Origin of the sequence: Sphingomonas vulcanisoli, assembly GCF_011761305.1 — a bacterium.
Taxonomy (GTDB): Bacteria; Pseudomonadota; Alphaproteobacteria; order Sphingomonadales; family Sphingomonadaceae; genus Sphingomonas_I; species Sphingomonas_I vulcanisoli.
Window position 1 is genome coordinate 1 of the sequence record NZ_JAAOZC010000002.1, and the last position, 25,770, is coordinate 25,770.

At 65.1% G+C, this 25,770-nt stretch carries 45 protein-coding genes, 1 tRNA gene and 1 pseudogene; 19 read left to right on the top strand and 28 right to left on the bottom strand.

Going from position 1 to position 25,770, the window contains the following annotated elements; all coding sequences use genetic code 11:
- Positions 1-223: 223 nt before the first annotated feature.
- From FHS31_RS03865 to FHS31_RS03875, 3 genes are all read left to right on the top strand, one after another.
- Entirely contained in the window at positions 224-805 is a 582-nt protein-coding gene (locus tag FHS31_RS03865) for an LOG family protein (protein WP_167072065.1), read from the top strand.
- 143 nt (positions 806-948) lie between these two features.
- Complete coding sequence (locus FHS31_RS03870) at positions 949-1,839, top strand: phytoene/squalene synthase family protein (protein WP_341786297.1); 891 nt, start codon at positions 949-951, stop codon at positions 1,837-1,839.
- A 38-nt stretch (positions 1,840-1,877) separates the two neighbouring features.
- Positions 1,878-2,552 (top strand): DUF2490 domain-containing protein, encoded by a 675-nt coding sequence (locus tag FHS31_RS03875; RefSeq protein ID WP_167072067.1) that lies wholly within the window; start codon positions 1,878-1,880, stop codon positions 2,550-2,552.
- Here the strand turns inward: FHS31_RS03875 and FHS31_RS03880 are convergent.
- Positions 2,549-3,043: a sterol desaturase family protein gene (locus FHS31_RS03880; RefSeq protein ID WP_167072068.1), complete on the bottom strand. Its 495-nt coding sequence runs from the start codon at positions 3,041-3,043 to the stop codon at positions 2,549-2,551. The two genes, FHS31_RS03875 and FHS31_RS03880, sit on opposite strands and share 4 nt — an antisense overlap.
- Positions 3,044-3,169: 126 nt before the next feature.
- Here FHS31_RS03880 and sucC point away from each other — a divergent pair, with 126 nt between their 5' ends.
- The 5 genes from sucC (at position 3,170) to purU (ending at position 7,574) form a co-directional block, all read left to right on the top strand.
- Entirely contained in the window at positions 3,170-4,369 is a 1,200-nt protein-coding gene (gene sucC / locus FHS31_RS03885) for an ADP-forming succinate--CoA ligase subunit beta (protein ID WP_167072069.1), read from the top strand.
- Positions 4,370-4,497: 128 nt separating this feature from the next.
- The gene (locus FHS31_RS03890; RefSeq protein ID WP_167072070.1) at positions 4,498-5,247 is read left to right on the top strand and encodes an electron transfer flavoprotein subunit beta/FixA family protein; all 750 of its coding nucleotides are present in this window, start codon (positions 4,498-4,500) and stop codon (positions 5,245-5,247) included.
- A complete protein-coding gene (locus FHS31_RS03895; protein WP_167072071.1) occupies positions 5,244-6,173 on the top strand; it encodes an electron transfer flavoprotein subunit alpha/FixB family protein in 930 nt (309 codons plus the stop codon). Before FHS31_RS03890 ends, FHS31_RS03895 begins: the two co-directional genes overlap by 4 nt.
- A 91-nt stretch (positions 6,174-6,264) precedes the next feature.
- A complete protein-coding gene (locus FHS31_RS03900; protein WP_167072072.1) occupies positions 6,265-6,543 on the top strand; it encodes an acylphosphatase in 279 nt (92 codons plus the stop codon).
- A 173-nt stretch (positions 6,544-6,716) separates the two neighbouring features.
- Positions 6,717-7,574 carry a formyltetrahydrofolate deformylase gene (purU, locus tag FHS31_RS03905; protein WP_167072073.1) on the top strand — a complete coding sequence of 286 codons (858 nt, stop codon included), beginning with the start codon at positions 6,717-6,719 and terminating at the stop codon, positions 7,572-7,574.
- A gap of 51 nt (positions 7,575-7,625) precedes the next feature.
- Here purU and infC read toward each other — a convergent pair whose 3' ends face one another.
- Both infC and FHS31_RS03915 read right to left on the bottom strand, forming a co-directional pair.
- Positions 7,626-8,168, bottom strand: a complete 543-nt coding sequence (gene infC / locus FHS31_RS03910; RefSeq protein ID WP_167072074.1) for a translation initiation factor IF-3 — start codon at positions 8,166-8,168, stop codon at positions 7,626-7,628.
- Positions 8,169-8,418: 250 nt separating this feature from the next.
- Positions 8,419-8,826, bottom strand: a complete 408-nt coding sequence (locus tag FHS31_RS03915; protein ID WP_167072075.1) for a DUF3775 domain-containing protein — start codon at positions 8,824-8,826, stop codon at positions 8,419-8,421.
- 112 nt (positions 8,827-8,938) lie between these two features.
- Here FHS31_RS03915 and FHS31_RS03920 point away from each other — a divergent pair.
- The 3 genes from FHS31_RS03920 (at position 8,939) to FHS31_RS16355 (ending at position 9,619) form a co-directional block, all read left to right on the top strand.
- Positions 8,939-9,015: transfer RNA gene (locus FHS31_RS03920), tRNA-Met, on the top strand.
- A 40-nt stretch (positions 9,016-9,055) separates the two neighbouring features.
- Positions 9,056-9,295, top strand: coding sequence for a hypothetical protein (locus FHS31_RS16350; RefSeq protein WP_243843273.1), 240 nt, complete (start codon positions 9,056-9,058; stop codon positions 9,293-9,295).
- A 138-nt stretch (positions 9,296-9,433) separates the two neighbouring features.
- Positions 9,434-9,619, top strand: coding sequence for a hypothetical protein (locus FHS31_RS16355; RefSeq protein ID WP_243843274.1), 186 nt, complete (start codon positions 9,434-9,436; stop codon positions 9,617-9,619).
- Here FHS31_RS16355 and FHS31_RS16360 read toward each other — a convergent pair.
- From FHS31_RS16360 to FHS31_RS04025, 21 genes and pseudogenes are all read right to left on the bottom strand, one after another.
- Positions 9,596-10,747, bottom strand: a pseudogene (locus FHS31_RS16360) (recombinase family protein); the annotation flags it as partial. The gene FHS31_RS16355 and the pseudogene FHS31_RS16360 sit on opposite strands and share 24 nt — an antisense overlap.
- Positions 10,701-12,485, bottom strand: coding sequence for a helicase HerA domain-containing protein (locus FHS31_RS03930; protein ID WP_167072076.1), 1,785 nt, complete (start codon positions 12,483-12,485; stop codon positions 10,701-10,703). The pseudogene FHS31_RS16360 and the gene FHS31_RS03930, both read right to left, overlap by 47 nt.
- Positions 12,482-12,724, bottom strand: coding sequence for a hypothetical protein (locus FHS31_RS03935; protein WP_167072077.1), 243 nt, complete (start codon positions 12,722-12,724; stop codon positions 12,482-12,484). Before FHS31_RS03935 ends, FHS31_RS03930 begins: the two co-directional genes overlap by 4 nt.
- Positions 12,721-12,873, bottom strand: coding sequence for a hypothetical protein (locus FHS31_RS03940; protein WP_167072078.1), 153 nt, complete (start codon positions 12,871-12,873; stop codon positions 12,721-12,723). Before FHS31_RS03940 ends, FHS31_RS03935 begins: the two co-directional genes overlap by 4 nt.
- Positions 12,873-13,184, bottom strand: a complete 312-nt coding sequence (locus FHS31_RS03945; RefSeq protein WP_167072079.1) for a hypothetical protein — start codon at positions 13,182-13,184, stop codon at positions 12,873-12,875. Before FHS31_RS03945 ends, FHS31_RS03940 begins: the two co-directional genes overlap by 1 nt.
- The gene (locus tag FHS31_RS03950; RefSeq protein WP_167072080.1) at positions 13,181-13,657 is read right to left on the bottom strand and encodes an ASCH domain-containing protein; all 477 of its coding nucleotides are present in this window, start codon (positions 13,655-13,657) and stop codon (positions 13,181-13,183) included. Before FHS31_RS03950 ends, FHS31_RS03945 begins: the two co-directional genes overlap by 4 nt.
- A complete protein-coding gene (locus tag FHS31_RS03955) occupies positions 13,654-13,890 on the bottom strand; it encodes a hypothetical protein (protein WP_167072081.1) in 237 nt (78 codons plus the stop codon). The genes FHS31_RS03950 and FHS31_RS03955 overlap by 4 nt, the downstream gene beginning before the upstream one ends.
- On the bottom strand, positions 13,887-14,153 hold the full coding sequence (locus FHS31_RS03960) for a hypothetical protein (RefSeq protein ID WP_167072082.1): 267 nt from the start codon (positions 14,151-14,153) through the stop codon (positions 13,887-13,889). The genes FHS31_RS03955 and FHS31_RS03960 overlap by 4 nt, the downstream gene beginning before the upstream one ends.
- The gene (locus FHS31_RS03965) at positions 14,150-14,368 is read right to left on the bottom strand and encodes a hypothetical protein (RefSeq protein WP_167072083.1); all 219 of its coding nucleotides are present in this window, start codon (positions 14,366-14,368) and stop codon (positions 14,150-14,152) included. The genes FHS31_RS03960 and FHS31_RS03965 overlap by 4 nt, the downstream gene beginning before the upstream one ends.
- A complete protein-coding gene (locus FHS31_RS03970) occupies positions 14,365-14,604 on the bottom strand; it encodes a DUF2312 domain-containing protein (RefSeq protein WP_167072084.1) in 240 nt (79 codons plus the stop codon). Before FHS31_RS03970 ends, FHS31_RS03965 begins: the two co-directional genes overlap by 4 nt.
- A complete protein-coding gene (locus FHS31_RS03975) occupies positions 14,597-14,824 on the bottom strand; it encodes a hypothetical protein (RefSeq protein WP_167072085.1) in 228 nt (75 codons plus the stop codon). Before FHS31_RS03975 ends, FHS31_RS03970 begins: the two co-directional genes overlap by 8 nt.
- Positions 14,821-15,084, bottom strand: a complete 264-nt coding sequence (locus FHS31_RS03980) for a hypothetical protein (RefSeq protein WP_167072086.1) — start codon at positions 15,082-15,084, stop codon at positions 14,821-14,823. Before FHS31_RS03980 ends, FHS31_RS03975 begins: the two co-directional genes overlap by 4 nt.
- Entirely contained in the window at positions 15,081-15,512 is a 432-nt protein-coding gene (locus FHS31_RS03985) for a hypothetical protein (protein WP_167072087.1), read from the bottom strand. Before FHS31_RS03985 ends, FHS31_RS03980 begins: the two co-directional genes overlap by 4 nt.
- Complete coding sequence (locus FHS31_RS03990) at positions 15,509-15,736, bottom strand: hypothetical protein (RefSeq protein ID WP_167072088.1); 228 nt, start codon at positions 15,734-15,736, stop codon at positions 15,509-15,511. Before FHS31_RS03990 ends, FHS31_RS03985 begins: the two co-directional genes overlap by 4 nt.
- Positions 15,736-17,487 (bottom strand): ParB/RepB/Spo0J family partition protein, encoded by a 1,752-nt coding sequence (locus FHS31_RS03995; protein WP_167072089.1) that lies wholly within the window; start codon positions 17,485-17,487, stop codon positions 15,736-15,738. Before FHS31_RS03995 ends, FHS31_RS03990 begins: the two co-directional genes overlap by 1 nt.
- Positions 17,484-17,684, bottom strand: a complete 201-nt coding sequence (locus FHS31_RS04000; protein ID WP_167072090.1) for a hypothetical protein — start codon at positions 17,682-17,684, stop codon at positions 17,484-17,486. The genes FHS31_RS03995 and FHS31_RS04000 overlap by 4 nt, the downstream gene beginning before the upstream one ends.
- A 282-nt stretch (positions 17,685-17,966) precedes the next feature.
- Positions 17,967-18,851: a phage antirepressor N-terminal domain-containing protein gene (locus FHS31_RS04005; RefSeq protein WP_167072091.1), complete on the bottom strand. Its 885-nt coding sequence runs from the start codon at positions 18,849-18,851 to the stop codon at positions 17,967-17,969.
- On the bottom strand, positions 18,848-19,249 hold the full coding sequence (locus FHS31_RS04010) for a hypothetical protein (RefSeq protein ID WP_167072092.1): 402 nt from the start codon (positions 19,247-19,249) through the stop codon (positions 18,848-18,850). Before FHS31_RS04010 ends, FHS31_RS04005 begins: the two co-directional genes overlap by 4 nt.
- Positions 19,246-19,518 (bottom strand): hypothetical protein, encoded by a 273-nt coding sequence (locus tag FHS31_RS04015; RefSeq protein ID WP_167072093.1) that lies wholly within the window; start codon positions 19,516-19,518, stop codon positions 19,246-19,248. The genes FHS31_RS04010 and FHS31_RS04015 overlap by 4 nt, the downstream gene beginning before the upstream one ends.
- Entirely contained in the window at positions 19,515-19,694 is a 180-nt protein-coding gene (locus FHS31_RS04020) for a hypothetical protein (protein WP_167072094.1), read from the bottom strand. The genes FHS31_RS04015 and FHS31_RS04020 overlap by 4 nt, the downstream gene beginning before the upstream one ends.
- The gene (locus tag FHS31_RS04025) at positions 19,691-20,158 is read right to left on the bottom strand and encodes a hypothetical protein (protein ID WP_167072095.1); all 468 of its coding nucleotides are present in this window, start codon (positions 20,156-20,158) and stop codon (positions 19,691-19,693) included. Before FHS31_RS04025 ends, FHS31_RS04020 begins: the two co-directional genes overlap by 4 nt.
- An 83-nt stretch (positions 20,159-20,241) precedes the next feature.
- Here FHS31_RS04025 and FHS31_RS04030 point away from each other — a divergent pair, with 83 nt between their 5' ends.
- Positions 20,242-20,505, top strand: a complete 264-nt coding sequence (locus FHS31_RS04030; RefSeq protein ID WP_167072096.1) for a hypothetical protein — start codon at positions 20,242-20,244, stop codon at positions 20,503-20,505.
- Here the strand turns inward: FHS31_RS04030 and FHS31_RS04035 are convergent.
- The 3 genes from FHS31_RS04035 to FHS31_RS04045 are packed head-to-tail and all read right to left on the bottom strand — an operon-like array spanning position 20,471 to position 21,263.
- Positions 20,471-20,785, bottom strand: coding sequence for a hypothetical protein (locus tag FHS31_RS04035; protein ID WP_167072097.1), 315 nt, complete (start codon positions 20,783-20,785; stop codon positions 20,471-20,473). The two genes, FHS31_RS04030 and FHS31_RS04035, sit on opposite strands and share 35 nt — an antisense overlap.
- Positions 20,782-21,042 carry a hypothetical protein gene (locus tag FHS31_RS04040; RefSeq protein WP_167072098.1) on the bottom strand — a complete coding sequence of 87 codons (261 nt, stop codon included), beginning with the start codon at positions 21,040-21,042 and terminating at the stop codon, positions 20,782-20,784. Before FHS31_RS04040 ends, FHS31_RS04035 begins: the two co-directional genes overlap by 4 nt.
- Positions 21,042-21,263 (bottom strand): helix-turn-helix domain-containing protein, encoded by a 222-nt coding sequence (locus FHS31_RS04045; protein WP_167072099.1) that lies wholly within the window; start codon positions 21,261-21,263, stop codon positions 21,042-21,044. The genes FHS31_RS04040 and FHS31_RS04045 overlap by 1 nt, the downstream gene beginning before the upstream one ends.
- 81 nt (positions 21,264-21,344) lie before the next feature.
- Here FHS31_RS04045 and FHS31_RS04050 point away from each other — a divergent pair, with 81 nt between their 5' ends.
- From FHS31_RS04050 to FHS31_RS04060, 3 genes are read left to right on the top strand one after another with little or no spacing between them, the layout of a single operon-like run.
- Complete coding sequence (locus FHS31_RS04050) at positions 21,345-21,803, top strand: helix-turn-helix domain-containing protein (protein WP_167072100.1); 459 nt, start codon at positions 21,345-21,347, stop codon at positions 21,801-21,803.
- Positions 21,804-21,839: 36 nt separating this feature from the next.
- Positions 21,840-22,205 (top strand): hypothetical protein, encoded by a 366-nt coding sequence (locus FHS31_RS04055; RefSeq protein WP_167072101.1) that lies wholly within the window; start codon positions 21,840-21,842, stop codon positions 22,203-22,205.
- Positions 22,202-22,675, top strand: coding sequence for a hypothetical protein (locus FHS31_RS04060; RefSeq protein WP_167072102.1), 474 nt, complete (start codon positions 22,202-22,204; stop codon positions 22,673-22,675). The genes FHS31_RS04055 and FHS31_RS04060 overlap by 4 nt, the downstream gene beginning before the upstream one ends.
- A gap of 264 nt (positions 22,676-22,939) precedes the next feature.
- On the opposite strand, the gene FHS31_RS04065 is transcribed toward FHS31_RS04060, so the two are convergent.
- The gene (locus FHS31_RS04065) at positions 22,940-23,299 is read right to left on the bottom strand and encodes a hypothetical protein (protein ID WP_167072103.1); all 360 of its coding nucleotides are present in this window, start codon (positions 23,297-23,299) and stop codon (positions 22,940-22,942) included.
- Between FHS31_RS04065 and FHS31_RS04070 the strand changes: the two genes are divergently transcribed.
- The 4 genes from FHS31_RS04070 to FHS31_RS04085 all read left to right on the top strand — a co-directional run bounded on the left by FHS31_RS04070 (position 23,271) and on the right by FHS31_RS04085 (position 25,769).
- Positions 23,271-23,813, top strand: a complete 543-nt coding sequence (locus tag FHS31_RS04070) for a hypothetical protein (RefSeq protein WP_167072104.1) — start codon at positions 23,271-23,273, stop codon at positions 23,811-23,813. The two genes, FHS31_RS04065 and FHS31_RS04070, sit on opposite strands and share 29 nt — an antisense overlap.
- A 62-nt stretch (positions 23,814-23,875) precedes the next feature.
- The gene (locus FHS31_RS04075) at positions 23,876-24,058 is read left to right on the top strand and encodes a hypothetical protein (RefSeq protein ID WP_167072105.1); all 183 of its coding nucleotides are present in this window, start codon (positions 23,876-23,878) and stop codon (positions 24,056-24,058) included.
- A gap of 447 nt (positions 24,059-24,505) precedes the next feature.
- Positions 24,506-25,102 (top strand): host-nuclease inhibitor Gam family protein, encoded by a 597-nt coding sequence (locus FHS31_RS04080; protein ID WP_167072106.1) that lies wholly within the window; start codon positions 24,506-24,508, stop codon positions 25,100-25,102.
- A gap of 106 nt (positions 25,103-25,208) precedes the next feature.
- Positions 25,209-25,769, top strand: coding sequence for a hypothetical protein (locus FHS31_RS04085; RefSeq protein ID WP_167072107.1), 561 nt, complete (start codon positions 25,209-25,211; stop codon positions 25,767-25,769).
- The last annotated feature ends 1 nt before the right edge of the window (position 25,770 follow it).

Sequence of the window (25,770 nt, forward strand, 5' to 3'; positions counted from 1 at the left end):
GGGGGGGGTGGTGGCTGGGTATGTTGGTGTCGTCGTTGTCGTGTTGGTGGGTTGTTGTGGCTTTGTTTTTTTTTTTTTTTTTTTTTTTTTTTTTTATTCCCCCCCCCCCCCCGGGGGGGGGGGGGGGGGGGGGGGGGGCCCCCCCCCACGCCCGAGACTGTTGCGCATCCCGTTCCCGACTCCCCCACCCCCCGACCCCCTCCCCTGAAGGGGAGTGGGAGATATGAAGCGCCTTGCCATCTATTGCGGCTCAGCCTCGCCCGCAGACCCTTGCTTCATCGACTCCGCCCGCCACGTCGGCCGCTCGCTCGCCGAGCGCGGCATCGGCGTGGTCTATGGCGGCGGGCGGCTCGGGCTGATGGGCGCCATCGCGGATAGCGCATTAGAGGCAGGCGGCGAGGTGATCGGGATCATCCCGACCGCGCTGGTCAATTTGGAGGTCGCGCATCGCGGGCTGACCGAGCTGCAGGTGGTCGAGACCATGCACCAGCGCAAGCAGGCCTTCACCGATCTTTCGGACGGCTTCATCACCTTGCCCGGCGGCACCGGCACGATGGACGAATTGTGGGAGGCGCTGAGCTGGGCGCAGCTCGGCTATCATACCAAGCCGGTCGGGCTGCTCAACGTCGCAGGCTATTATGACGGGCTGCTGACCTTCGCGGAAAAGATGTCCGAGGTCGGCTTCCTCCGGCCCCAGCACCGCGACATCCTGATCGCGAGCGACGATCTCGACGATCTTCTGGCCAAGATGGCCGCGCAGCAGCCGCTGACCACGATCACCCAGATGAAGGCGAGCCAGCTTTGAGCGGCGAAAAGCCCCTCCCCTTCAGGGGAGGGGTTGGGGGTGGGGGCGAGCGAAGCGAGCTTCTTGCCCGACTCCCCCACCCCAACCCCTCCCCTGAAGGGGAGGGGCTTAGAAAAGAGCTCGTCGCGGCGGCTAAAGTCTCGATCGACAAAGGCTCCAAGAGCTTCGCGCTGGCCTCCAAACTGTTCGCGCCCGATCTGCGCGAGCGCGCGTGGCTGCTCTATGCCTGGTGCCGCGCCTGCGACGATATCGCCGATGGCCAGGAGATGGGCCACGGCATGACCGCCGTATCCGACGCGCCCGCCCGGATCGAGGCGATGCGGGCGCTGACCGCGCGCGCGCTGGCGGGCGAGCGGACGGGGGAGCAGGCGTTCGATGCGCTGGGCATCGTCGCCGCCGAATGCGTGATCCCGGCCTCGCTGCCGTTCGATGTGATCGAGGGGTTCGCGCTCGATTCGGTCGGGTGGCAGCCGCAGACCGAGAGCGATCTCTATCGGTATTGCTACCATGTCGCGGGCGCGGTGGGGGTGATGATGGCGCTGGTGATGGGCGTGCGGCCGGACGAGACCGACACGCTGGACCGCGCGTGCGATCTCGGCATCGCCTTCCAGCTCGGCAATATCGCGCGCGATATCGGTGAGGATGCAAGCGTCGGCCGCTGCTATCTGCCGCGCGACTGGCTGGCCGAGATCGGGATCGCGCCGGATGCGGTGATGGCCGATCGCGCGAAGCTGGCGGTGCTCGGCGAGCGCCTCGCCGATCGCGCGGCGCTCTATGAAGCGAGCGCACGGGCGGGTGCGGCGCGCTTGTCCTATCGATCGGCTTGGGCGGTACTCGCGGCGGCGGGCATCTACGGCGGCATCGCGCGCGAAGTGGCGCGGCGTGGGGCGCGGGCATGGGATGCGCGGGTCAGCACATCCCGGGCACAAAAGCTGCGCTGGGCGGCCATAGCGGCGGTGGATGCGTGGCGAGCCGAGCCGGCGTTCGATCGAACCGCGCTCTGGACCCGCCCACGAACGAGCAACATTTCGTAACTGGAATTGCCGGAGATCCCCCTCAATAGGGTGCGGTCATGCGTAAGATCCTGTTCGCCGCCGCCGCCCTCTGCTCCGCCACCGCCGCCTCCGCCGAAACCACCCAGGATGGGCAGCTATGGGGCAACGTCACGCTGATGAGCAGCTTCGGCAAGCGCGGGCTTTACTTCCTGGAGGCACAACCGCGCTTCGCCGACGGCGCGACACGGCTCAGCCAGTTGCTGCTTCGCGGCGGGATCGGGCTGCAGGTGACCGATAACCTCGGCGTCTATGCGGGCTATCTCCATATGCTCGTACCGGTCGCGGGGGGGCGGGACAATAATGAGGAGCGGCCGTTCATCCAGCTGATGTGGCAGATGGGTGAGGTCGCCGGGGGCAAGCTTTCCACGCGCACCCGGATCGAGCATCGTAGCTTCTCCCGCCGGCCGGGCGACGTGGTGCGGGTGCGATCGATGATTCGATGGAGCCACGCATTGACGGAGGGCAAGACTCCCCGCGCGCTGCTGTGGGCCGAGCCGTTCGTGGCGCTCAATTCGCAATTCTGGAGCGCGCCTGCGGGCCTCGATCAGCTCCGCAGCTTCGTTGGGCTGGAGCTGCCGCTGGCGGGCAAATCCACATTGGAAGCAGGCTATATGAACCAGGCGCTCAACGATCGCGGACCCAACAACCGGATGAACCACATCGCGTCGTTCACCCTCTTCATCCGTCCCTAGCGCGGCGCCCGCACCCCTGCCCGCTCGCGCCGCTTCAACTCCGCCTTGAGCGCCTCGGGTTTGGGCGCGACTAGGAAGCCGAAGCTCACCGTGCCCGCCTTGGTCTCCACCGCATGGTGCAGCCGGTGCGCCTGGACGATGCGCTTCATATAGGGCGATCGCGCGACATAACGGCCGGGCAGGCGCTGGTGGACGATCCAATCGTGGAAGCCGAAGTAGATCGCGCCATAACCAGCGATGCCAGCCCCGATCCAGATGAACCCCGGCCACCAGTGCCAGCGCACCCCGCCCGCCAGCAGCACGATCGACGGCAGCGCGAAGATCACCGCATAGAGATCGTTGAGCTCGAACGCGCCCGCGCGGTGGCGGTGATGGCTTTCGTGCAGAAACCAGCCGGGACCATGCATCACCCAGCGGTGCGCGGCATAGGCCACGCCCTCCATCAGGGCGATGGTGCCGAAAAAGAGCGCGAGGCCGGCAGCGATAGACATGCTGCCCCCTTACCCCGGTGATTGTGCAAGTGCGAGGGCCGCGCTTGCCTTTACTCGCCGGTATATGCTTTAGGCGCGGCAATTCCGGGCCAGAGTCCCGCGCGCCTCAAGGGAGATACCCCCCGCATGAACATCCATGAATATCAGGCCAAGGAAGTTCTGGCCAAGTTCGGCGTCGCCATTCCCAAGGGCTTCGCGGCGCTGAGCGTCGAGGATGCGGTGAAGGCCGCCGAGCAGCTTCCCGGGCCGCTCTATGTGGTGAAGGCGCAGATCCATGCGGGTGGGCGCGGCAAGGGCAAGTTCAAGGAGCTGGGCCCTGACGCCAAGGGCGGCGTCCGCCTCTCCAAGACGCTGGACGACGTCCGCACCAATGCCGGTGAGATGCTCGGCAACACGCTGGTGACGATCCAGACCGGCGAAGCGGGCAAGCAGGTCAACCGTCTCTACGTCACCGATGGCGCCGATATCGCCAAGGAATATTATCTCTCGATGCTCGTCGATCGCGCGTCGGGCCGCATCGCGATGGTCGTCTCCACCGAGGGCGGCATGGATATCGAAGCGGTGGCGCATGATACGCCCGAGAAGATCCAGACGATCACGATCGATCCCGCCGAGGGCTTCCAGCCGCACCATGGCCGCGCCGTCGCCTTCGCGCTCAAACTCAAGGGCGATCTCAACAAGCAGGCGGCCAAAGTCGCCGAGCAGCTCTACAACGCCTTCCTCGCCACCGACATGGCGATGCTGGAGGTCAATCCGTTGGTCGAAACTACCGACGGTCAGCTGCTGGTGCTCGATGCCAAGGTGAGCTTCGATTCGAACAGCCTCTACCGCCACCCCGATATTCTCGCGCTGCGCGACGAGACCGAGGAGGATCCGGCCGAGGTCGAGGCAAGCAAGTACGACCTCGCCTACATCAAGCTGGATGGCGACATCGGCTGCATGGTCAACGGCGCCGGGCTGGCGATGGCGACGATGGACATCATCAAGTTGAACGGCATGTTCCCGGCCAACTTCCTCGATGTCGGCGGCGGCGCCAACAAGGAGAAGGTGACCGCGGCGTTCAAGATCATCCTCCAGGATCCGAACGTGAAGGGCATATTGGTCAACATTTTCGGCGGCATCATGAAGTGCGACGTCATCGCCGAAGGCATTGTCGCCGCCGCCAAGGAAGTGAACCTTTCGGTGCCGCTGGTCGTCCGCCTCGAAGGCACCAACGTCCAGCTTGGCAAGGAGATCATGGCGAATTCGGGCCTGCCGATCGTCCCCGCCGATGATCTGGGCGACGCCGCCAAGAAGATCGTCGCCGAGGTGAAGAAGGCGGCGTAACGCTTGATCAATCGGTGAGTTTGCAAAGTGCGGTTTCGCAACTTTGCAACTTCACATTTGCATTCGCTGTCGAAGCTTGGAAGCGGAGACGTGAGGCGGCGAGTGCAGCCGTTTAAGAGGATGCGTCGATGAAGATCCTGGTGCCCGTAAAGCGGGTGATCGATTATAATGTGAAGCCGCGGGTGAAGATGGACGGCAGCGGCGTCGATCTCGCCAACGTCAAAATGAGCATGAACCCGTTCGACGAGATCGCGGTCGAGGAAGCGATCCGGCTCAAGGAAAAGGGCGTCGCGACCGAGATCGTCGCGGTATCGATCGGCGTGCAGAAGGCGCAGGATACGTTGCGCACCGCGCTGGCGATGGGCGCCGATCGCGCGATCCTGGTGCAGACCGATGACGAGGTCGAGCCGCTGGGTGTCGCCAAGATTTTGAAGGCGGTGTTCGATGAGGAGCAGCCCGGCCTGGTGCTGCTCGGTAAGCAAGCAATCGACGACGACAGCAACCAGACCGGCCAGATGCTGGCGGCGCTGACCGGGCGCCCGCAGGGCACGTTTGCCTCCAAGGTCGAGGTATCGGGCGATACGGTGGCGGTGACGCGCGAAGTCGATGGCGGGCTGGAGACGGTCAGCCTCAAGTTGCCCGCGATCGTCACCACCGATCTGCGCCTCAACGAGCCGCGCTACGCCTCGCTGCCCAACATCATGAAGGCCAAGAGCAAGCCGCTCGTCGCCAAGATGCCCGCCGATTACGGCGTCGACATCACGCCCCGGCTCAAGACGCTCAAGGTCGCCGAGCCGCCCAAGCGGGTGGCGGGCGTCAAGGTCGCCGACGTCGATGAGCTGGTCGGCAAACTCAAGGCGTTGGGAGTCGTGGCATGAGCGTGCTGGTCTGGGTCGAGCATGAGGGCGGCGCGGTCAAGGACGCGACGCTGTCCGCCGTCACCGCCGCAGGCCAGCTCGGCGAGGTCCATGCGCTGGTCGCGGGCGCGGGTGTCGGCGGGGTCACCGAGGCGGCCGCGAAGATCGCGGGCGTCGCCAAGGTGCTGGTCGCCGATAATGCCGCGTTCGATCACGCGCTGCCCGAGAATGTCGCGCCGATGATCGTCGAACTGATGGCCGGCTATGATGCGTTCGTCGCGCCTGCCACCTCGATCGGCAAGAATGTCGCGCCGCGCGTCGCCGCGCTGCTCGACGTGATGCAGCTGTCCGACATCCTCTCGGTGGAGAGCGCCGACACGTTCACCCGCCCGATCTATGCGGGCAACGCCATCGCCACCGTCCAGTCGAGCGACGCCAAGAAGGTGATCACCGTGCGCGGCACCGCCTTCGCCAAGGCGGAACGCGAAGGCGGCTCGGCCACGATCGAGCCGGTCTCGGCGGGCAGCGATTCAGGTCTGGCGAGCTTCGTCGGCGCGGAGATCAGCAAATCGGAACGGCCCGAGCTGACCAGTGCGAAGATCATCGTCTCGGGCGGCCGTGCGCTGGGCTCCAGCGAAACCTTCCACGAGCTGATCGATCCGCTCGCCGACAAGCTCGGCGCGGGCGTCGGCGCCAGCCGCGCGGCGGTGGATGCCGGCTATGCGCCCAACGATTATCAGGTCGGCCAAACCGGCAAGATCGTCGCCCCCGAAGTCTATGTCGCGGTCGGCATCTCCGGCGCGATCCAGCACCTCGCCGGCATGAAGGATTCAAAGACGATCATCGCCATCAACAAGGATGAGGACGCCCCGATCTTCCAGGTGGCGGACATCGGCCTGGTAGGCGACCTGTTCAAGATCGTGCCGGAGCTGACCGGGAAGCTGTAAGGCTGGCTCGGGAGCTCTCATCGTCATTCCCGCGCAGGCGGGGATGACGGTGGATTTGGGATACGGCCCGCGCCTTCCTCGTTAGACCCTCATGATCCGCCGCCGCCTCACGATCACCGGCAAGGTGCAGAATGTCTGGTATCGCGCCTGGTTCGCCGAGCGGGCGGCGGGGCTGGGGCTGGATGGCTGGGTGCGCAATCGAGCGGATGGCAGCGTTGAGGCGGTGGTGCAGGGGCCGAGCGAGACGATCGATGCGATGGTGCGGCTGGCGTGGGAGGGATCGCCGGCGTCGCGGGTGAGCGATGTTGTGGTGAGTGACGATGCGCCCGCAGAGGTGCTGAGCGGGTTCGAGACGCGCGCGACATTCTAGGGTTTGGATGCCTAAATCCTCCCCTGCAAGGGGAGGTGGCAGCCCGCAGGGCTGACGGAGGGGTGTCACCCTCACGATACCGGGATACCCCTCCGACGCGCTTCGCTCGCCACCTCCCCTTCCAGGGTAGGATTTTGCATGACGATGCCGGCGCGGCGATCCTAAAGGGGCTTATGCCCGATTTTGTCCTCCGCCTCACCTGCGCCGATCAGCCGGGGATCGTCGCTGCGATATCCGGCGCGCTGTTCGCCGCCGGCCATACGATCCTCGACGCCCAGCAGTTCGACGATCTGCTGACCGGTCGCTTCTTCGCGCGCATCCGATTCCGTCCCGTTACGGGCGGGGACGATCTGGCGGCACTCCGGGCGGAGATCGCGCCTGTGGCTGAACAGTTCGCGATGGAGTGGCGGCTGCGCGATGCCGCCGCGCCGCAGAAGGTGATGCTGCTCGTCTCGCGCTTCGATCATTGCCTGGCCGATCTGTTGTACCGCTGGCGGACCGGCGAGCTGGCGATGACCCCGGTCGGTATCCTCTCGAACCACCCTCTCGAGACCTTCGATCATCTCGATTTCAGCGGTATCCCGTTCCATTATCTGCCCGTTTCCAAGCAGGACAAGCCCGCGCAGGAAGCGCGGATCAAGGCCCTGGTCAGCGAGAGCGGCGCCGATCTTGTCGTGCTCGCCCGCTATATGCAGATCCTGTCGGACGATCTCGCGGGCTTCCTCTCGGGCCGCTGCATCAACATCCACCACAGCTTCCTGCCCGGCTTCAAGGGCGCCAAGCCGTATCATCAGGCGCATGGCCGCGGCGTGAAGATCATCGGCGCGACCGCGCATTACGTCACCGCCGATCTCGACGAAGGGCCGATCATCGAGCAGGATATCGAGCGCGTCAGCCACCGCGACACGCCCGAGGATCTGATCCGCAAGGGCCGCGATATCGAGCGGCGCGTGCTGGCGCGCGCGGTGCGCTACCACCTCGACGATCGGGTGTTGCTGAATGGCGCGACGACGGTAGTCTTCCCCGAATAGAAAAGGCCGCCCGGAACCCGGACGGCCTTCTTTGTTCGGCGCGGCAGCGCCTCAGTTCTTGGGCGCGATCACCATCAGCATCTGACGGCCTTCCATGCGCGGGAACTGCTCGACCTTGGCGACTTCGGCGGTGTCCGCCTGGACACGCTGGAGGACGAGCATCCCGAGCTGGCCATGCGCCATTTCACGGCCGCGGAAGCGCAGGGTGCATTTCACCTTGTCGCCCTCTTCGAGGAATTCGAACACCTTCTTCATCTTGGTGTTGTAATCGTGATCGTCGATGTTCGGACGCATCTTGATCTCTTTGATCTCCTGCGTTTTCTGAGACTTGCGGGCGATGTTCGCCTTCTTCTGCGTCTCATACTTATATTTGCCGACATCGAGGAACTTGGCGACGGGCGGATCGGCGTTGGGCGAAACCTCCACCAGATCGAGGCCGATCTCCTTGGCCTGCTCCATCGCTTCGCGCGTGTACATCACGCCCAGATTCTCGCCGTTCTCGTCGATCACCCGCACCTTCTGGCTCTGGATGAACTCGTTGAAGCGGGGGCCGTTCAGCGGCAGCGGCGGCGCGCCCAGCGGGCGGCGCATCATCGGGGGTGGTATAGCGCTATCTCCATATGTGGCGGCACCATGCCGCGAACAAGCGTGCAATATAGGCTTTCGAGGACCATTTTGAAAGGGCGGGTTGGACCGCCATTCCCGAGATCAATCCTCCCCCGCCAGGGGGAGGTGTCAGCGTAGCTGACGAAGGAGGAGGCCTGCGGATCGTTGATCCTTCGCGTCCGCCCCCTCCGACGCGCTTTGCGCGCCACCTCCCCCTGGCGGGGGAGGATATATCTCCTCAATCGATCTGGCCGATGCCATCGCAGCTAAGATCGAAAGCGGCGAGCCCCAGATCCAGCAGCGCCGCGAGATTGGGGATCTCCATCAGCTGATCGATCGGCTCCTCGGCATCGGGATCGCGCGCCGCTTCCAGCGCTTCCGCCCATTCGGAGGCATCGTAGGTGCCGCGGCCGACCCAGGCGAGCGCGAGGATCTCCTGCACCTGATCATCGCCGAGATCATCGAGCAGCGCGAAAATCTCCTCCTCCACCGCTTCGTTGGCATCATCGTCCATCACCGCGAATTCATCGTCCGAATCGGTAGGATCCGCTTCGTCGTCGCTGTCGTTGTCTGGAACCTGCGCCTCCATCTCGCGCGCGCGGATGATGAGGCGGCAGATTGTTTCTAGCGGTGTATCCAGTTCCATGGGTCGCCCTCTCGCAAATTTCACCAAAGCATCGGGCGGCGAACGACGCGATCGCGTGGGAGTTCCTTGACCGCATCTGTGAGCATTCCTATAGGCGCCCGTCCCTCTTAGGGGCGGAGTAGCTCAGCTGGTTAGAGCACGGGAATCATAATCCTGGGGTCGGGGGTTCAAGTCCCTCCTCCGCTACCATCAATGACCCCCGACGATGGGAAACTCCCCTCCTTGGGGATTGTTGGGCTTCTGCCATGCCGATGACGGCGTGCAGCGAGCCGGTGACCTCGATCGCATTGTGGTCCTCGGCCGGCGTGACGACGATCCGATCGATGAGCCCGCGCACTTTGCCCGCGCTTGTGGCGTCGTTGACTTCCCGGCTGCGCAGCGTCTGCGCCAGGCTGGCGATCTGCTTCCGGTACGCGTCGACGATCTGCGGGTGGAGCGCGATCACAGACGGCGCCTGCAGCTCGCTTAACGCAGCCTCGAGGCGCTCCCGCTCCTGCTGCTTGGCCGTCAGCGCTTCCTTGACCTGGGCAAAGCCGCTCGCGCCGTCGGCGATCGCCGCGACCAGGCGATCGATAGCCTCGTCGATCGCGCGGAGCTTGCGCTCAAGATGCGCCCGCACGGCGCCATCCGAGCGGCGGATCCGCGTTTGTTCGTCATGGTAGCGCTTCACGACGAGCTGCAGCACGTCGGGCGCGAGCAGCTTCTCCTGCAGGCCGTGCAGCACGCGCGCCTCGAGCTCGGCGCCGGCGATCCGCTGGCCGTTCGCGCAGGTGCCTTTCTCACGGTGTCGTGAGCATCCCCATCGGTCGCGATCGATGACCTGGTAGGTTGCGCCGCACTGACCGCAAAGGACGAGGCGAGAAAGGAAATGGCGCGGCCGCTGGCGATGCGGGAGGTTCGTGCGACCCAGCGCGCCGAGCAGCTCCTGGACGCGCTCCCAGAGCACGTCGTCGACGATGCGCAATTGCGGCACCTCGACCGAATGAAGCTCGGCCGCGTCATTCACCCGCGACAGGCGCTTCCGACTCTCCGGATCGCGGACCATGTGAACGCGATTCCAGACATAGCGGCCGACATAGACGGGATTTCGCAGGATTCCCGTGCGTCGGCCGGCGCCGCCGACGATGGTGTTGCCGCGCCATTCGGCGCTGCGAGGCGCCACGATCCCGTCAGCGTTCAGGCGTTTGGCGATCTCGCGTGGGCCTATGCCGTCGGCATATTCTTGAAAGATGCGCCGAATAACGATCGCCTCCTCCTCGACAATGCGCCGGCGGCCGCGATCGACGGTGCCGTCGTCGCGCAGCTTGCGATCCGGCGCATACCCATAGGCGATGCCGCCGGGGATAAGGCCGCGGCTCAACGCGCCGCGCGCGCCCCGGCGCACCTTCTCGGCGTGCTTCTTCAGCTCTAGCGCATCCATCGTGCCAGCGAGGCCGATGTGCAGCTCGCTGACCTCCCCCTGAGCCAGCGTGAAGATCCGCGCGCCAGCGAAATGCGCGCGCTTGTAGATCCCGGCGATATCCTCCTGGTCGCGCGCAAGTCGATCGAGCGCCTCCGCCAGGACGATGTCGAAGCGGCCGGCGACGATGTCTTTCATCATCCGCGTCATGTCGGGCCTGCGGATGTTGGCGCCCGAGATGGCGAGATCCCTGTAGACCTCGACGACGCGCCATCCTTCGCGCTCGGCGCGCTCACGACAGACGCTGATCTGGTCCTCGGCCGAGGTTTCCGATTGGCGGTCGGACGAGAAGCGAGCGTAGATGGCGCAGCGGAGCATGGCATTTCCCGGGAATCGGTGGTGGTGAGGGCCGCAGCATCCGCGCGCGCCATCTCGCGGGCAATGGTGTCGGCCAGATCGGCGAGGAGGGGATGCATCAGGCGTCCTCCTCGATGAGCAGAGGATTGAGCGTGAGCTCTCCATTCACAACCGTCACCAGGTTCGATCGGGTAAGGTCTTTCATACCCTTGCCGAACCAGCCGGACGTGTGCGCTCTACCTATACGGCGGCCGACCACCTCCTTGGTCGCCGGACCGTTGCACACGATGTCGTTCAGGATCTCGCCGCCTGGTCCGCGCACCATTTCCGCCCACAGCGCCACCAATTCATCGATCGGCGTTATTTCCCTGCTCGGGATCTGGGCATCGGCTATAAGCGCGGCGCTGGCATAGAACCGACCTTCGGCTGCTTTTTCGATCCAACCGCGATCGACGATCGCCTTGCGTGCTTTGCCGAGGTAGCCGCTCCCCGGGCGTCGCACCGTTACCAGAGCGAGCTCATCCCAGCTCCAATCGCCTGGCGAGTTACCTTTGAGCACGGCGGCCATATCGATTGCCGCAGAGTTAAGCGGTTCGACCTCGCCTGGGGGTCGTGGCGCCGATCGGCGCGCTGCTTTATCCGCGGCGGGCTCGGGAGGGGCACTCGCTGCGCCCGCCGCGCCTCTACCGGCGCCAGTTTGGGGGGCGGCGCCGGCGGAGGATCCTTGTTTGTGGGCATGCGCGGGGGGCACCCTTGAGCTGGATTCGCCCCCCGCGGCCTCGGCGACCACCGCCGGTGCCTCGTCCGGCCGAAGATGGCGGATCTGCTCGCCCTCCTCGACGAATAGCTTGCCGAGAGCGCCATGCGCCTCGGCTACGATGCGGCGATGCCGGCGGAGCAGCTGCTCAAGCTCGCCGCAGCGTTGTGTCTCGTGCGCAAGCTCGCCTTCGAGCTCGGCGATACGCCGATCGCGTTCGACGAGCAGTGCGCCTGCAGCTGTGCCGACCTGGTAGGCCTCGGTCGGATCGGCGGGGATCGAGGGATCGCTTATCGGCGCTGGTGGCGGGGCCAGCGCGGCAAGGATATCGCGGAGCGCCTCGGCCGCCGGCGGCGTCGGCACGCGCGCCTGGCCCGACTTGATCGGGGTGGTCTCGACGTCGTCGACACGGAACAACACGGGCTCGGCCGAGATCGCCGGGCCCAGCCCCCAGAAGAACCGCACCTCCATCCCGCGGAGCTTTTCGCGCCCCTCGGCGGGCGTGAAGCCGAGCTGGTCGGCCATGGTGTTGCGATCGACCGATTGACCCACGCGGCCGAGCAGCCAATTGTTGCACATGCCCCGTATCGCCGGCGCGATACTGTCCGCGAGACGAAGGCTTGCGAGCACTGCGGTGAAGCCGCGCTTTCGGCCGCGGCTCACCAGGTCGGTGACGGCAGGCAGCGCCTCGGTCGGATATTTGGCCGACGCAAACCGCTGCGCCTCATCGATCGCCACCAGCAGTGGATGCCAATGCTCGCGCGGGGCCGACATCAGTCCTTCCAGAAAGCGTGCGACATATTCCGGCGCCTGGGCGCCAAAGTCGTTGAGCTGGACGATCAGCGAGAAGCCATGCTCGAGCGCGCTGCGCGCGAGCTGCGCGGCGCCGGCGATCGTCGCGGGCGCGTCCGCCCCCTCACCCCCCACGATCACATAATCGAAGTGCTCCCGGAGCGTGTAGAACTCATCCTCGATGTCGAGGACGATATGCTGCACCTGGCCGTGCGTGGCCTCGAGAAGACGGCGTAGAAGCCCGCTCTTGCCCCCGCCGCTGTTCGCCACGATCGCCGCGTGACCGCCGATCAGCCGATCTAGGTCGACGCCGATCGGCACGTCATCGATGCTTCCCCCAAGCCTCAGCATCATTGGGTCTCGCCGAGGAAGCGATCGGCAACGCATTGCATACAGACCTTCGGCGGCTTGATCGGCGCGTAGGGACGAAAGATCACCGTTTCACCGCACCAAGCGCACGGTGCTTCGACATTGTCCGCGAACGGCGAGAAAGCTCCCTTGCGCACGCAAACGACCATCTCCGCCGCCTCGCACTCCTCCTGCGAAACGACGGCGACCTCCACACCGGCGATTTCGATCGTCTCCTGCGTCATTCTGAGGTGCTCCGCATGCGAGCGATGATCAGGCGCACCAGCGCGCGGCGGATTCTCGCCCAGGCGCGATCACGGCGGCTCATCTCATCGGGGTGGCGGACGAAGCAACCGCCACGCGCGTCGCGGTTGGTCGATGTAGCGTGCCGCATCAGTTCATCCCCTCGGCGGGCGGAAAGATCGTCGAGCATTGCAGCCATGCAAAATCGAGCGCCTGGTGCAGGGCATCTCGCGCTGCCTCCGGCGGAAGATTTTCGTGCTGCGCGAAGATAATCTGGACGATCGACATCAAGCCGCCGGTCCAAATGGCCGTCTCGTCGCTGCCCGTCTTCGGGCATTTCTGCAGCCGCTTGAGCGTATAGGCGGTGAAGGCCTGACGCTCCCGCTCGCACATTGCGTCGTGTGGATCGCTTGGGTTGAAAGGCGCCCAATTCGAGACGTCGATGTTGATCGGCCGGCTCATGCGAACATCGCTTCCGGCTCAGGCCATGCCCACAGGCCCATTGCGCCGCGCATCGGCACCGGCTCCGCCCAGCGCTCGATCTCAAGCATTGGCCAACCCCAATTGCAGTGATAGTCGCGGTCGCTGTCGTTGACTTTCAGCGCGCCCAAGTCGGCGCCGATCTCGGCGCCGCTGCGCGGCTCACCTACGATCGCCGTGCCTAACCCGCATGCAAGCGGCCATTCGCCCAGCTGCAGGACGGCGATCGCGTGTTCGATCGGCAGCAGCGCGGTCGCGGCCGCATAGCGGCCGCCGGCGCGCAGGAGCTTGAGCAGCTGCTCGACTTCGACCTTGCTCGGCTTGCGCGCGCCGGCGTGGATGACGATGCGTTGGCCGATCAGCGCGGCGGGTGGTCGCCAGCTGCGGAACTCGAATGGCTTTGCGCCCGCGACGACAAGCGACGCCCAGGGCTGCCAGAGCGTTAGCGCCTTCATGCGCTCACCCGCTTGTACAGGGCAACGCGCTCCGCGGCGGGCCCATAGGCGCGGGCGAACCCAGCGCGCCGCAGAATGTGGCTCGTCTCTTTGCCATCGATCTGATGCGCGGCGTCGGGCATCAGGCAGTGGAGCTGATGACGCGCCGCGGACAGCGTGACCGTTCCCTTGCCTTCGAGGAACGGCTTCAAAAGATGGGCAAAGGTCGCCCGGCTCTTGCCGTTCATGATCATGGCTGTTCACCCTTCCGCCACGGGAACACGATGTCGGGCGCGAACAGCTTTCCTTCGGGGTGCGGCTTGCGCGGTTTGGCGCCATGTCGGACCAAATAGTTCTGCGATCGCGCGGACCAGACGCGGCGCCCCCATGACGTGCCGCCGTGGAATACCCAGGCCTTCGATCGCAGCGCGCGGCGACGAGCGTCTAAGGAGGCGTCGGCTGGCAGATCGTCGTGGATCTGCGCGATCAGCTCGTCGGCACGCTGGGCCCAAGTCATGCGATCACCGTCACTTGGGTGACACGGGCGCTGCGCTCGATGCCGGTATCGTCGATCGTGTCGAGCCAACCGCGATCGCTCTGGCCCCCGCCGGCGTAGCAGTTGGTGCGGTGGCGGAGCACCTTCGCTTCGATTTCGCGGGCACCGCCGAGACGGCTGCGCAGCGTAAAGCGCACGCGCCGCCCGGCCCAGTCGGGATCGATCGCCCTGCTCATGACAGCCCCAGCGCGGCTTTGTAGGTGTCGAGCAGCGCGTCCGCCTCGTCGCGCGCGTGCTTCTCCATTTTGCGGAGCCGCACGACCGCGCGCATGGTCTTGACGTCATAGCCCTGGGACTTCGCCTCGTTGTAAACGTCGCGGATATCGTCGGCCATGCCCTTCTTCTCTTCCTCGAGGCGCTCGATGCGCTCGATGAAAAGGCGGAGCTGGTCGGCAGCTATGAGGTCAGCCATTAGCTTCCCCCGTCAGCTGCGCGGAGTCGTCGACCCAAGTCCAGCCGAAGAACCGCTCCATCATCGCGAGGTGAAAGCGGCTCGGCTTGGCGTTGAGGTGGATGCCGAAGCCGTCGCCGACCTTCAGCATCCCGCACTTGCGGGTGATGACGGTGACGCTGGCGCCCAAGTCGGGCGGCGCGACGGGAATCGGGCGCCGGCGCTTGGCGGCCGCCCTCATGAGTTCAACCTCGTCAATTGAAATTGATGCTGCCGATGAGCTTCAGGAATTCGCTGCGCGTTTTGATGGCTGTCGATCAGCGCGAGTGCCGCCTGGGCCTTTCCCCGCAGCAGTTCGAGCCTGATTTCCTCGATCAAATCGAACGAAGGGATGCCGACTGATATGCCGCGCGCGGCCGCCATCTCGCGCACGTCATCGTTTGTGAGATCGTCAATGACGTCGGATATCTCGACTTCAACAGTGGTGTAGCGGCGCTTCATGCTACGTCCTCCGCACGTGCTTGTCGACGAGCGAGCGTCATAAGTCGTCCGCGGATGCTGTTCTCGCGGCGGCCGAGCGCCTTCGCGATCTCACCGTTGCGCCGACCTTCAGCCTCGAGCGCGAGCAGCTGCGCATCTTCCTCAGGCGTGAAGTGGCGGACAGGGTATCCGCTGCGCATGCAGTGCCGAGGCGCCGGTATCGGACCACGACGATGGGCTGGAAGATCCGCACCGACGCGCAGCAGCTGCCAAGCGATGGCGGACTGGCTGACCTTCAGTCCCCTCGCCTCGAACCGTTGGGCAATGCGAGCGAGACTCCATCCCTTCTCGCGCAGCGCGGCTGCTTCGTCGATCTGCGTATCGGACAGCACGCGGCCGTGCTGATATTTGGCCGCGCCCGGTCCCGCGACAGTGGTGGCGCCCATCACGCCGCCTCCTGCCCGACGAGGGGAGTGATGCGGTCGAGCAGGTAGCATCCGCTCACACCTTCAAGCCAGATGACCGCCGCGTGGCCGGACAAAACTTCCGCTTTCGATCGCGTCTTGGTGACGCGCTCGTCGCCGGCATCATGGCGCATGGAGACAGCTTGCCCGACCGGGTAACGGGCATTGAAGTCGTCGCACTGCTGCTGCAGCTGCTGAGCGTCACGCATCAGCGGCCTCCATCATCGGCGTGCGCGAAGGCTCGTCGTTTGCCCCCCCCCCCGCTATCCGGAGGTTCGGATCCAGCCTCGGCCACGCGGTCGTTCGCTTGGGCGTTGGCCTCCATCTGCTCTTCGGCTTCGTGGATGTGAGCCTCGAGCTCGGCCCGCGAGACGCGAATCTGGACGGTGACCAGGATCGTGTCGTCATCGCCGATCGCGGTGTCGATCGGCGGGACGAAGCCGTGCTTCTCGTTAGGCCACTGCGCATTGTCGGCGAAGGTTTCCCCGACAATATGCTCCGCAGCGATCCGCGCGGCCACCAATTCAAGAGCTCGATCGTGCAGCTCCTGCCCTGGGCGGGGCGCGCGATCGCCACCGGCGCCACCTGCAGGAAAATAGGCCTCGTGTCGCTCAGCTAGGCGTGGCGTGCCGGACGGCTCATCCGCCACCACCACCGCCGCTTCGGGCTCGAGCCAGCCAATCGGCGAGAGACAGCCGAGGGCGACGCCGTAGATGCCAATCGCCGTCGGCCGCACCTCAAAAGCGGGCAGAACTGATTGCGTCTCGGGATCACGGGCGCGGCCGCCGATACGATACCCCTTCGGGAGCTGCGGCCATTCGCTGAGCTGGAAGAGGCCCTTGACGAGCAGGCCGGACGCGAAGCCGTCGCGCTGGACGCGGCGGCCGAGCTCGTCTTCCGCCTTTTCCTTGGCGAGACGCTCGAGCAAGCTCGGGTCGAGCAGCGCCTCTCGGGCATCGGCGCCCATGAAGAGATCGGTGGCAGTGCGGCCGCCGGCAGCAAGGTAAGCGTCTAGGCCAACATATCGCGCGCGCGGGCAGTCGACCGGGAGCGTGCGCATGGTCAGCGCGTCGCGAACCGAGCTCGGACGGTGCTTGTCGCCGAAGGTGCGCGCCTCTTCGGCCTTGAAGACCTGCAGCTGCAGGTCCGGGTCGGGTACCGCGCCATAGGAGTTCGCGGCCGCGACCGTGATCTTCGCCTCACGAAGTGCGTCGAGGATCTCAGCGGGCAGCTTATAGAGGCGCAGGCGCTGCTCGACGATGTCGCGGCTTCGGCCGGTGCGGCGCGCGACGAACGCAACCGGATCAACCTCGTTCGCATGTTCGGCGTGGATCGCCGCGAATGCGCGTATCTCGTCGGCCGGGTTCATGGCGACGCGATCGATATTTTCCGACAGGCTGATGACGCGCGCGTCCTCGGCCGCGACGACCTTCACGGCGACGGGCAAATCGCTGCGGACCTTCTTCTCGGCGAGCAGCTTCAGAAGCGCACGGTAGCGCAGGCCGCCGGCGATCACCTCGAAATTGCCCGCGCGGCCGGACGGGATGACGATCAGATTCTGATCGAGGCCGCGGGCCTCAATGGCGGAGGCGATATCCGCCACGTCACGATTGACGACGGTCTCGCGGACGTTTCGGTCCGACAGGGTCAGTTTCTTGAGCGGTACGGTGGTGACGCTATCCATGATGGCAGCTCCGGCGCTTTGGTGAGGCGTCGCGAGCGCATGTCCCGTGGGCGACGCAGGTTGCTGACGCTTCCGTGTAGTGGCGGAGGCGCTGCGGGATGTGGTTGGCGGGGCGGCCTTCCGCCGCTCCGCCGACTTGGTGGCCGCTTTTTCGCGAGCGCGCTCGCGGCGCGCCTCCGCATCGGCAAACGAAACATGCGGCACCGGCTCGACTGGCGGCCGCGCCGCATGGATCTTCTTCAAGCGCTCCACGCGGGAGAGAGGACGGCCGATCATATGCTGAGCGCCTTGAAATCTTCGAAGCACCGCAAGTGGGCGACGACATCCTGCTCCGCGATCGCTTCGGCGGCGCATTCGATCGTCACGAGGAGCGCCTCGACGATTCGATGGTCAGCGCCGGCGGCCGCCAGGCCGGAAACTTTGCGTGCCGCGCGCGCCATCTGCCGCGGGAGTTCGGCGCCGACGCTGGTCATGGCCGGACTGCCAGCGCGTACGTGGCCCGCTTGCCGCGGCCACCGCAGCCCACTCGCACGACACGCCCGGAAGCAATCAGCTTCGCACAGTCTCGCGCGACTGCCCCGCCGTGGTCATTAACGGCCTGTTGCAACTGCGCGTTGGTCCGCGGTCCATCGCGGAGCGCCAGAAGGATCGACGAGATTGCCATCACAGAGCCTCGCCGATCACGAGCAGCTCGAGCAGCTTCCATGCCAGCCAGGCCGCAGGCGCCGTGGCGGAGAGCATGACAGCCACGAGCATCAGCCCAACCCTCCCTCAACGGGCCAAGGGCTGAGCATCGTCGCCAGCACGCGCTTCCGCGCGATCGCGCTCCAGATCACATCCTCGGTGACCTGATAGGTGCGGTTGCCGGCGGCGAGCGCGCCGCGCAGCGCGTCGTCGACCTGGACGTCGATATCGTGGCGGGCGAACATCCGGCCGAGCTCGGGCAGCACCAGCGCCATGCGGCCGTTGGCGCGGGCGCGGCCGAGGTGATTCCACTTGGCCTTGCGCGAGGTCAGCAGCTCGAGGCCGCGGACTAGGCGCGCGATCGCGCCGTCGGCGCTCGGCGCGTCGGCGCCAAGATCGTTCAGACGCGGCGCAGCGAGGCCGAGCCGATCGGCGTCGGCGACGAGCAGCTGATGAAGGTAGCGCCGCACGGTCGGCCGCGTCTCGGCGGTGATGACGTTGATCAGCGCCGGGGCGTGGTGGCGGGCGGCTTCGAGCTCCTGCCAGCCGGGCATGACGGGCGGGCGGGCGACCACAGGCTGCAGCTGCTGCGCGCGGCCGAAGAAATGCTGGAACAGCACGTCATAAGCCTCGCGCTGAAACAGCGTCAGGCGCGCCGCTACATCGGGCTTGAGCCGCGCGGTCGATACGCCGACAAGGAAACCGGCGAGCAGTCCCAGGGGTAGGAAAATCTGCGACTGCTCGCCCCCTTCGGAAGGGACGAGCATTACGCTCGCACCTTCCTTTAGGATCGGGTTGCGCTCGATGCGCTGGCGCTGCCCGTCCCAGGGCAGACCGATCGACCCGCAGAAGCGCTTCATTGGCACGCGAACCTGATCGCCGACCCGGGCGGCGAGGATCTCACGATCGTGGAAGGGCACAGCCTGAAGGCGGGTCGCGGTGGCGAGCGCGGTCATGCCAGCACCCGGTCGGCTTCACAGCGGGCGCGGTCGCATTCCTTCTGAAGCTCGCGCAGCCGCAAGACGGCGTTTTCGATCACGGTCGCAAGTTGGCGATGATCGGCGAGTTGGATGAACTCTTCGATGTCGGTCAGCCTCATCAAGTCGGCCGGAACGAAGCCCTCGACGCCAAGCGCTCCCGCTTCCGCCTCTTCTATCGAGACGAGGGGTGCTGGCTGCTTCAGGTCCGCTATGCGGTCTTCAAGCGTGCGCACCTTGTCGTGCTCAATATTGAGGAAATGGATCAGGCCATCTTTGTCGGTTGGGACCTCAATCTGTTCAAATTGCTTTCCGGCCTGGTCACGGGCGTCGGCTTGCGTGCCGCACCAGCCCCCTCGGTAGCGATACAGTCTCATTGAATGTCCTCCGTGGTGGTGAGCACGATGGTGAAGCGGGTGGTGCCGGGCTCGCGCTGCAGGCGAGCGGCGGTGAAGGTGCGGCCGGCGTCGTCGACGATCGTCAGCTCGGGCTGGCGCTCGATCGGGAGGGTGACGTCATCAGCCTCTTCGTCGGTGAGGATTTCATGCGGGCGATCGGACGCGAGGCTGATCGCGTTGATCACGGCCTCGACGCCGTCGACAAAGCCGTCGGGCTTCTCGACCGGGAAGGTGGCGATATCGATCATCCCGCGAGCGCCCGGAAAACCCGCACCGCGACGAAGGCCGAGAAGGCGAGCAGGAAAATCGCCCCCGCCCCGACGACCATGACGACCGCACGGTCGGCGCGCTCCAGCTGCTCGCAGGCATCGCGCGCGCACGGGTCCTCGCCGCAGGGGCAATCGATGCCGCGCATGTCGTTCATTTCCGCCGCCTCCGCCCACGAATCGATCGGATCACCTGCAGGAAGCGGCTATGCGCCTCGCAGGCTTCGGCTTCCTCGCGTTCGGCGAGCGCGAAATCGTCGTCGGTCGCATCGGAGCGCAACAGGTTGAAACCTGCCGCCATCGCCTGGCCGCTCTCGCGCGCGGCTTGCGCAGCAGCATCGGCGATCTCGGCAGCGTCGGCGCTGCGCCGCGCATCGGCCACGTCGCTGGCGCCGGAAAAGGCGGACAGGAATGGCCGATAGGTGCCGCCGGCCTCGACGAATTCGGTATCCAGCTGCAGCATGTGGTCGAAGGTGACGGACTGCGTGGTGTCTGGGTCGCTCCAGCCGCGTACCGTACTTTCCGCACGATGGACCTTAGCGACGATCGCCGGCCAGCCAACGATCCCGGCGATCGTCGCCAGCGCGCCAGCGGGGGAAAGTGGCGGCCGAAGCTTCGTCATGCCCGCCCTTCCGGGGCCGGGCTTGAAGCCCGACCCCTTCCGGCTACCGTGCGGTTGTCGAGACCAGCACAGAGGAAAGAAGAATGGCTGCCACGGAACATGCAATCGCCAAGGGCTTGCTGGCGTACAACCTGATCGCAGCGCACTTCGTGAAGTCGATTTCGCAATACGGATTTGCGGAAGACCGGGCGCGGAACACGCTCGAGGATGCTCTTGAGACCGCGATCCAACAAGATCCGGGCAGGGCCAGCCAACTGCGGCAAGCGGCTACCGAATTCTCGGGTGCCATCGACTGGGGCGTCGAGTTGATGACTAAGCCTCATCCGAGTGGTCCCCGAAAGAAATGAGGTCAGGACGACCGGTGCCGTGCCAATTGGTACGGTGTGGCTGATCGAAGAGGTTGAAGCCTGAGTGGAAGACAACCTCATGCGACTCCACCGCGGCGCTACCGTGTTCCGCGAACTGATATTCCAAACGCCGCTCCTGCCGCTCCCGCCGAAGCTTCGCTGCGTGATACGCGCGCTTCTGTGGACCGGAGGGCGGGAAGCGACGCGCGGTGATGCTGCCGCGGCCAAAGGCAAACAGCATGCCCATGCTGGCGCGGGGCAGAGCTACTTCGTCGTTCATACCTCGCCTCCCAGCGCCGGCGGCAGCGCGATGCCGGCGCGGATCAGCGCGCGGCGAAGGCGCAGCGCGCCGGGCAGCGACTTGCGGATGACGTCGCCCAGCTGATCGACGGGGTGCAGCCCCTCGATCTCGCAAAGCAGGCCGATCGATTCGGCGATCAGCGCGTCATGGGCGCGTTGGGAAATGCGGCCGCTATTCCGAACGACGGGCTTTGCCGACGACCGTAGAAGCTGGGCGGTGGAACGCTGCGCTACCATCACGACGCCCGCTCCCGGTCTTGCGGAAAGGGGAAGATGACGTCCTCGGCCGTGATGTCGACCCCGAGGTCAGCGGCCCGCTTCAGGAGGAGCGGTTGATGTTGCGCTGGAATCTGCCGCGCGCGCTTCCAACTATCGACCGTCGATTTACTCAGGTCGAGCTGGCGCGCCATTTCGCGCGTGCCGCCAAAGCGTGTGAAAATGTCGGACACCGTATCCATGGCACACCTTGTCCGATAAACTCGGACAAGGTGTCAAGGGGTTGGGACAATATTTGTCCGAGTTTCTCGTACGACCTTTGGGTGGAACCGGTCGCTCGACGATTAAAGACGCTGCGGAATAGCGCTTCGCCGTCAATCACCGTGCGTCAAATAGCTGAAAAGCTTGGAATGTCTCGGTCGGCCTACCACTTTTACGAGAGCGAGAACGAGACCGGATTTAAGCAGCGGTTTCTGCCGATGGACTTCGCTCGACGGGTCGCGGCAGTGCTTGCTGATCACGGAATCAACCCCGACGATGTCCTAGCTCTGGCGGGAATCGGCCTGGACGAGTCGGCTGGCGCCTCGCTTTCGGCGGGTGAAGAACAATTGCTGAGCTACTTTCGGAGCATGTCGCCCGATCAACGTCGTCTCTACCTCCAGTTAGGCGATCAGTTCGCCCAACCCATCATCCCTGCGGATGTTGTCGGTTCGGCCTCGGCAACGGTTCATGATGGCCGGCCCGACTTCCAGGCGAAGCATGAAAAGCAGGTGTCAGCGTAGATCGGCTTAGTTTCAACGAAAATTTGGGGGATTTAAATGCGCTTCCAACATCCTGTGAACGGCTATGTTGAGAATTGTTCAGCGCCCTTCTTATGGGCGCTGTGCTTCGGTCCGCTTTACTTCGTACTGAAGGGAATTTGGCGGCACGCCGTACTCTATTTCGTCGTAGTATCGACGCTGCTGAGCGCGTGGGGCGTCCTCGCTTTCACGGCCAGCTTCGCCAGCGTTGCTCTGCTTTCAGCCATGAAAATCCAAGACCCGGACAAGATCGCCATGTTCACCGCGATCACCGGCTTCGCGCTGGTCGCGGCGCTTGTGCTGCCGTTCCTGATCTACCCCTTTATCGCCTCCGGCATCGTGCGCCGACACTTCCTGCGCCAAGGCTGGAGCGAGGTCGAGTGATCCGCACGATCGCGCTGGTGTGTTGCACATTGGTGAGCGCGCGCCTTCAGGCGGCCGCGCCGATCCAAGATTGGAAAGTCTACCGCAATGAGCGGTTCGGCTTCGAGCTTTGCTACCCGGCATCGCTACGCCCAGGGCCAGAATCGGGAAGCGGCGACGGCCGCGCCTTCGAGGCGCGGGACGGAGCGAAGCTGACGGTCTTCGGCGAGCTCGGCGATATTGAGGGCGCCTCTCTGACAACGCGCGCGGGCGAGGCAGAGAAGGATTTGCGAGCGCAAGGAGCGACGGTGACATACCGCGCAAAGGGAGTCAGCTGGATCGTGCTCTCAGGGACTCAAGGCAGGAGCATTTATTACCACAAGATCGTGTTTCGCGATGGCGCGTTTCGAGACTTGGAGATCTCGTACCCCGCGGCGGGCGCCAGCGTTTGGAACAGCGCCACCGCCCGGATCGCTCGGTGCTTTAACTAACGCCACTCCCCAGCGCGGGCGTGCTCTGACGAATTGGGGTACGCGGCCGATATCCTGGGGTAAATCGGTCTTATCGCCTAAGGGCCGTGGCGGAGGGCTTCTCCGCCACGGCCGTCATTAAACGGGGCCCGGAAAACAATTTAGCGCGCCCGTGACACGGTTGGCCGTGCATCGTATGTTCCTTGCATGTCCTTGGCGCGTGGCTCTTCGATGCAGCAACGAATGCTTGAGGCGATCCGTCGCCACTTCCGGACTTATGGTGGATCACCTAGCTACAACGAACTGGCGCTCGAAGTCGGCGTCCCGCGGAATGCGGTCTGGCGTGGCCTTCGCGATCTCGCCAATGCGCGGCTCATCACCGTGCGCCACGGTCCACGCGGCATCGTGCTGCCCGATCGGTGCGAGATGCTGTCGGATACCGAGCTCGAGCTCGCCGTCGCGGCGCGGGGCGGCTGCATCACCTGGCCGAAACCGGCAGTCATGCCCCTGACGACCGCTTACGCCCATATGCTTACGGCAGGGGCAAATTGCAGTCTGCCCGTCGGCCAACTTCTCGCGCAGATTGATGCTGGGGAAGCAGCGGGGGAAATCGACGATGGCACTGTCCGCAAAGACGATGGCCAATCTGGCCAAGGTAGCGAAGCCCAAGTCCAAGGTCGAACGAGTCGTCCGCTCGCCAGCCCCGCCGCCTCCCGAAGCGGTGAACGATCACACCAAGCAGCACGGTCTCTATGAGCGCGATGGCCATCGCGGAACGATCAACCGCGGCGGCACGCCGATCGCGCGATGGCGCCAGGCCGGCGTGCTCGATGAACGGCAATGCGCCGCGATCGATTATTGCATCCGGCTTTGGGAGCGCGCGGGGCGCCACACAGGCCTGGTCATGGATCTGCTCAAGATCGTCGGACAGCCGCCGTCGTCGGGCTGGTCGCAGCAGGAGGCGCTCGACGAGCTATCCTGGCTGAAGGGCAAGATTGGAAGCCCGTGGTGGGACGTGTTCGAGAACGTCTGCCGGTGGGATGAGCCCGCCGGCCGCGCCGGATCCAAGCTCGCCACGAATAAGCGCTCCTCGGTTGATGCGGCGCAACTCTGCGTGCGTTTCGTCGCTGACCTCATTGGGACATGGGTCAACCTGTGACCCGGTGGCTACCTGAGGAAGAGCTCAACCGAGATCCCGCTTCGCGCCCATCGGAAGGCGACTTGATCGGCTGGTCGCGCTTTTACGCGGGCCGCTTTTACGGCCCGGAGCCGGACAACCTCGGCGTGCCGTGGGGCGAGGGCCATTGGAGCTACAGTGACGACAGCTTCTCTCATCACCTGATCCGCGTGGCGGACCTGCTCGAAGCGCTAGAAGAGCGCGGGGTTGCATTGGTGCGCACGTAAGTCTATCGACCGAATCAGTGGTCAAAGTTACGACTGCCGCAGAAGCCCGCCCTAACCCGGCGGGCTTTTTCTTTGCCGGCGCGCGCTGACCCTGGAGGCGGATGATGGCGACAAGCTCTCCCGCCGCCGTCCGAGCCCTGGAGGAACTCCAGGACATCAAGAGCAAGTTGGCGAGCCTTCTCCCCGATTATCAGCGCCCCGATCGATATTATCAGCGCCGTGATGATCTTGTGGATCGCTTGGACAAGCTCACCCGGTCGGCGCAGCGATAAGGATCGGGCATGGTCAGTCGCGAGCAAGTCATAGCTCGCACCGACCAAATGCGCGCGATGTCCGATACGGACCGCGCGGCCGCGATCGCCGCCTCCCCCAAGATCATCGGCTTCGCCCGCTTTCAGGAGCGCGCGAAGCAGCAACAGCTCCGCAGCGCATATCGTGCGCCGCCTATTGGAGGACCTGATGGCCCGTCTCCGATCCGCCGCTGAGCGCGCGCCGCAGACCAAGGATCAGGCGGTCGCCCTCCTCGAGCGCGTCGCCGTCTACTCGGCCGAGGTCGCCGCGATCGAAGCGCGCCGCGCGAACTTGCTGGCCCGTGTAAATGGTGCGGCCGACGCGATGCTCGTGCCGATCGCGGCGCAGATCAAAGATGCGGTGAAACAGCTGAAGCCTTGGTGGGCCGCCAATTTCGATGAGCTGACCGAAGGCAAGCGCAAGTCGATCGCGCTGGGCGGATGCCAAGTCGGCTACCGCATCGGCAATCCCACAGTGAAATTCGCCAACGGTGACGATGACGACGCTGTTGCTGCCCTGCAGGTTGCCGAGCTCGCCGATCGTCTGGTGCGCACGAAGCCCTCGCTCGACAAGCCGGCCATCCTGACCGCGCTGGCGGAGAAGCTCCCGGCGACCGAAGGCGAAGCGCCCGCGCCATCGCCGCTCGCGGATCAGCTGATTTCCCTAGGCTTCTCGATCAAGCAGACCGAAACCTTCTTTGTCGACCCGTTGAAGGGTGGCCCGAGCGAGGACGCGCGCGTCACGATCGACTGAGGCGGCCTTGGTAACCGCGATCAACCTCAAGGCAGATATGAAGGGGCTGCATCGCAGCCTCACCGCCTTCCACGCCAAACAGGCACCGTTCGCCAACGCTTTGGCGTTGACCAGCCTCGCCAAAGGTCTTGAGCTCGCCGAAGACCAGGCGACCATCGCCACATTCGATCATCCGACGCCCTTCACGCAAAAGGCGTTCGCCACGCTGCCGGCGACCAAGTCGAAGCAGGTAGCGATCGTCTTCGTTAAGGACGTCCAGGAGCAGTATCTCGCTCCGTATATATTCGGCGGCGATCGATCGCTCGGGTCGAAGAAGGCTATGCTCGTGCCGATAGGTGCTGGCGTGAACGGGTACGGCAACCTGCCGCGCAACACTATTGCGCGGCTGAAGGGCAAGCCAAACGTCTTCGTCGGCACGATTACGACCAAGGCGGGCAAACGGATCGCGGGGGTGTGGCAGCGGCCAATGTCAGCACCGCTTGGCAAGCGCCGCCGCGGCATCGTTCAACCGACCGGTCATTTGAAGCTTCTCGTCGAGTTTAAGGCCACGACGCCGGCGCCGAAGCATTTTGATGCGCTCGGCCTGGCCGAAGCTTATCTCCGGCGCAACGCCGAACGCGAATTCTCAATCGCTTGGCGCAAGGCGCTCTCCACCGCGCGGAGATGAC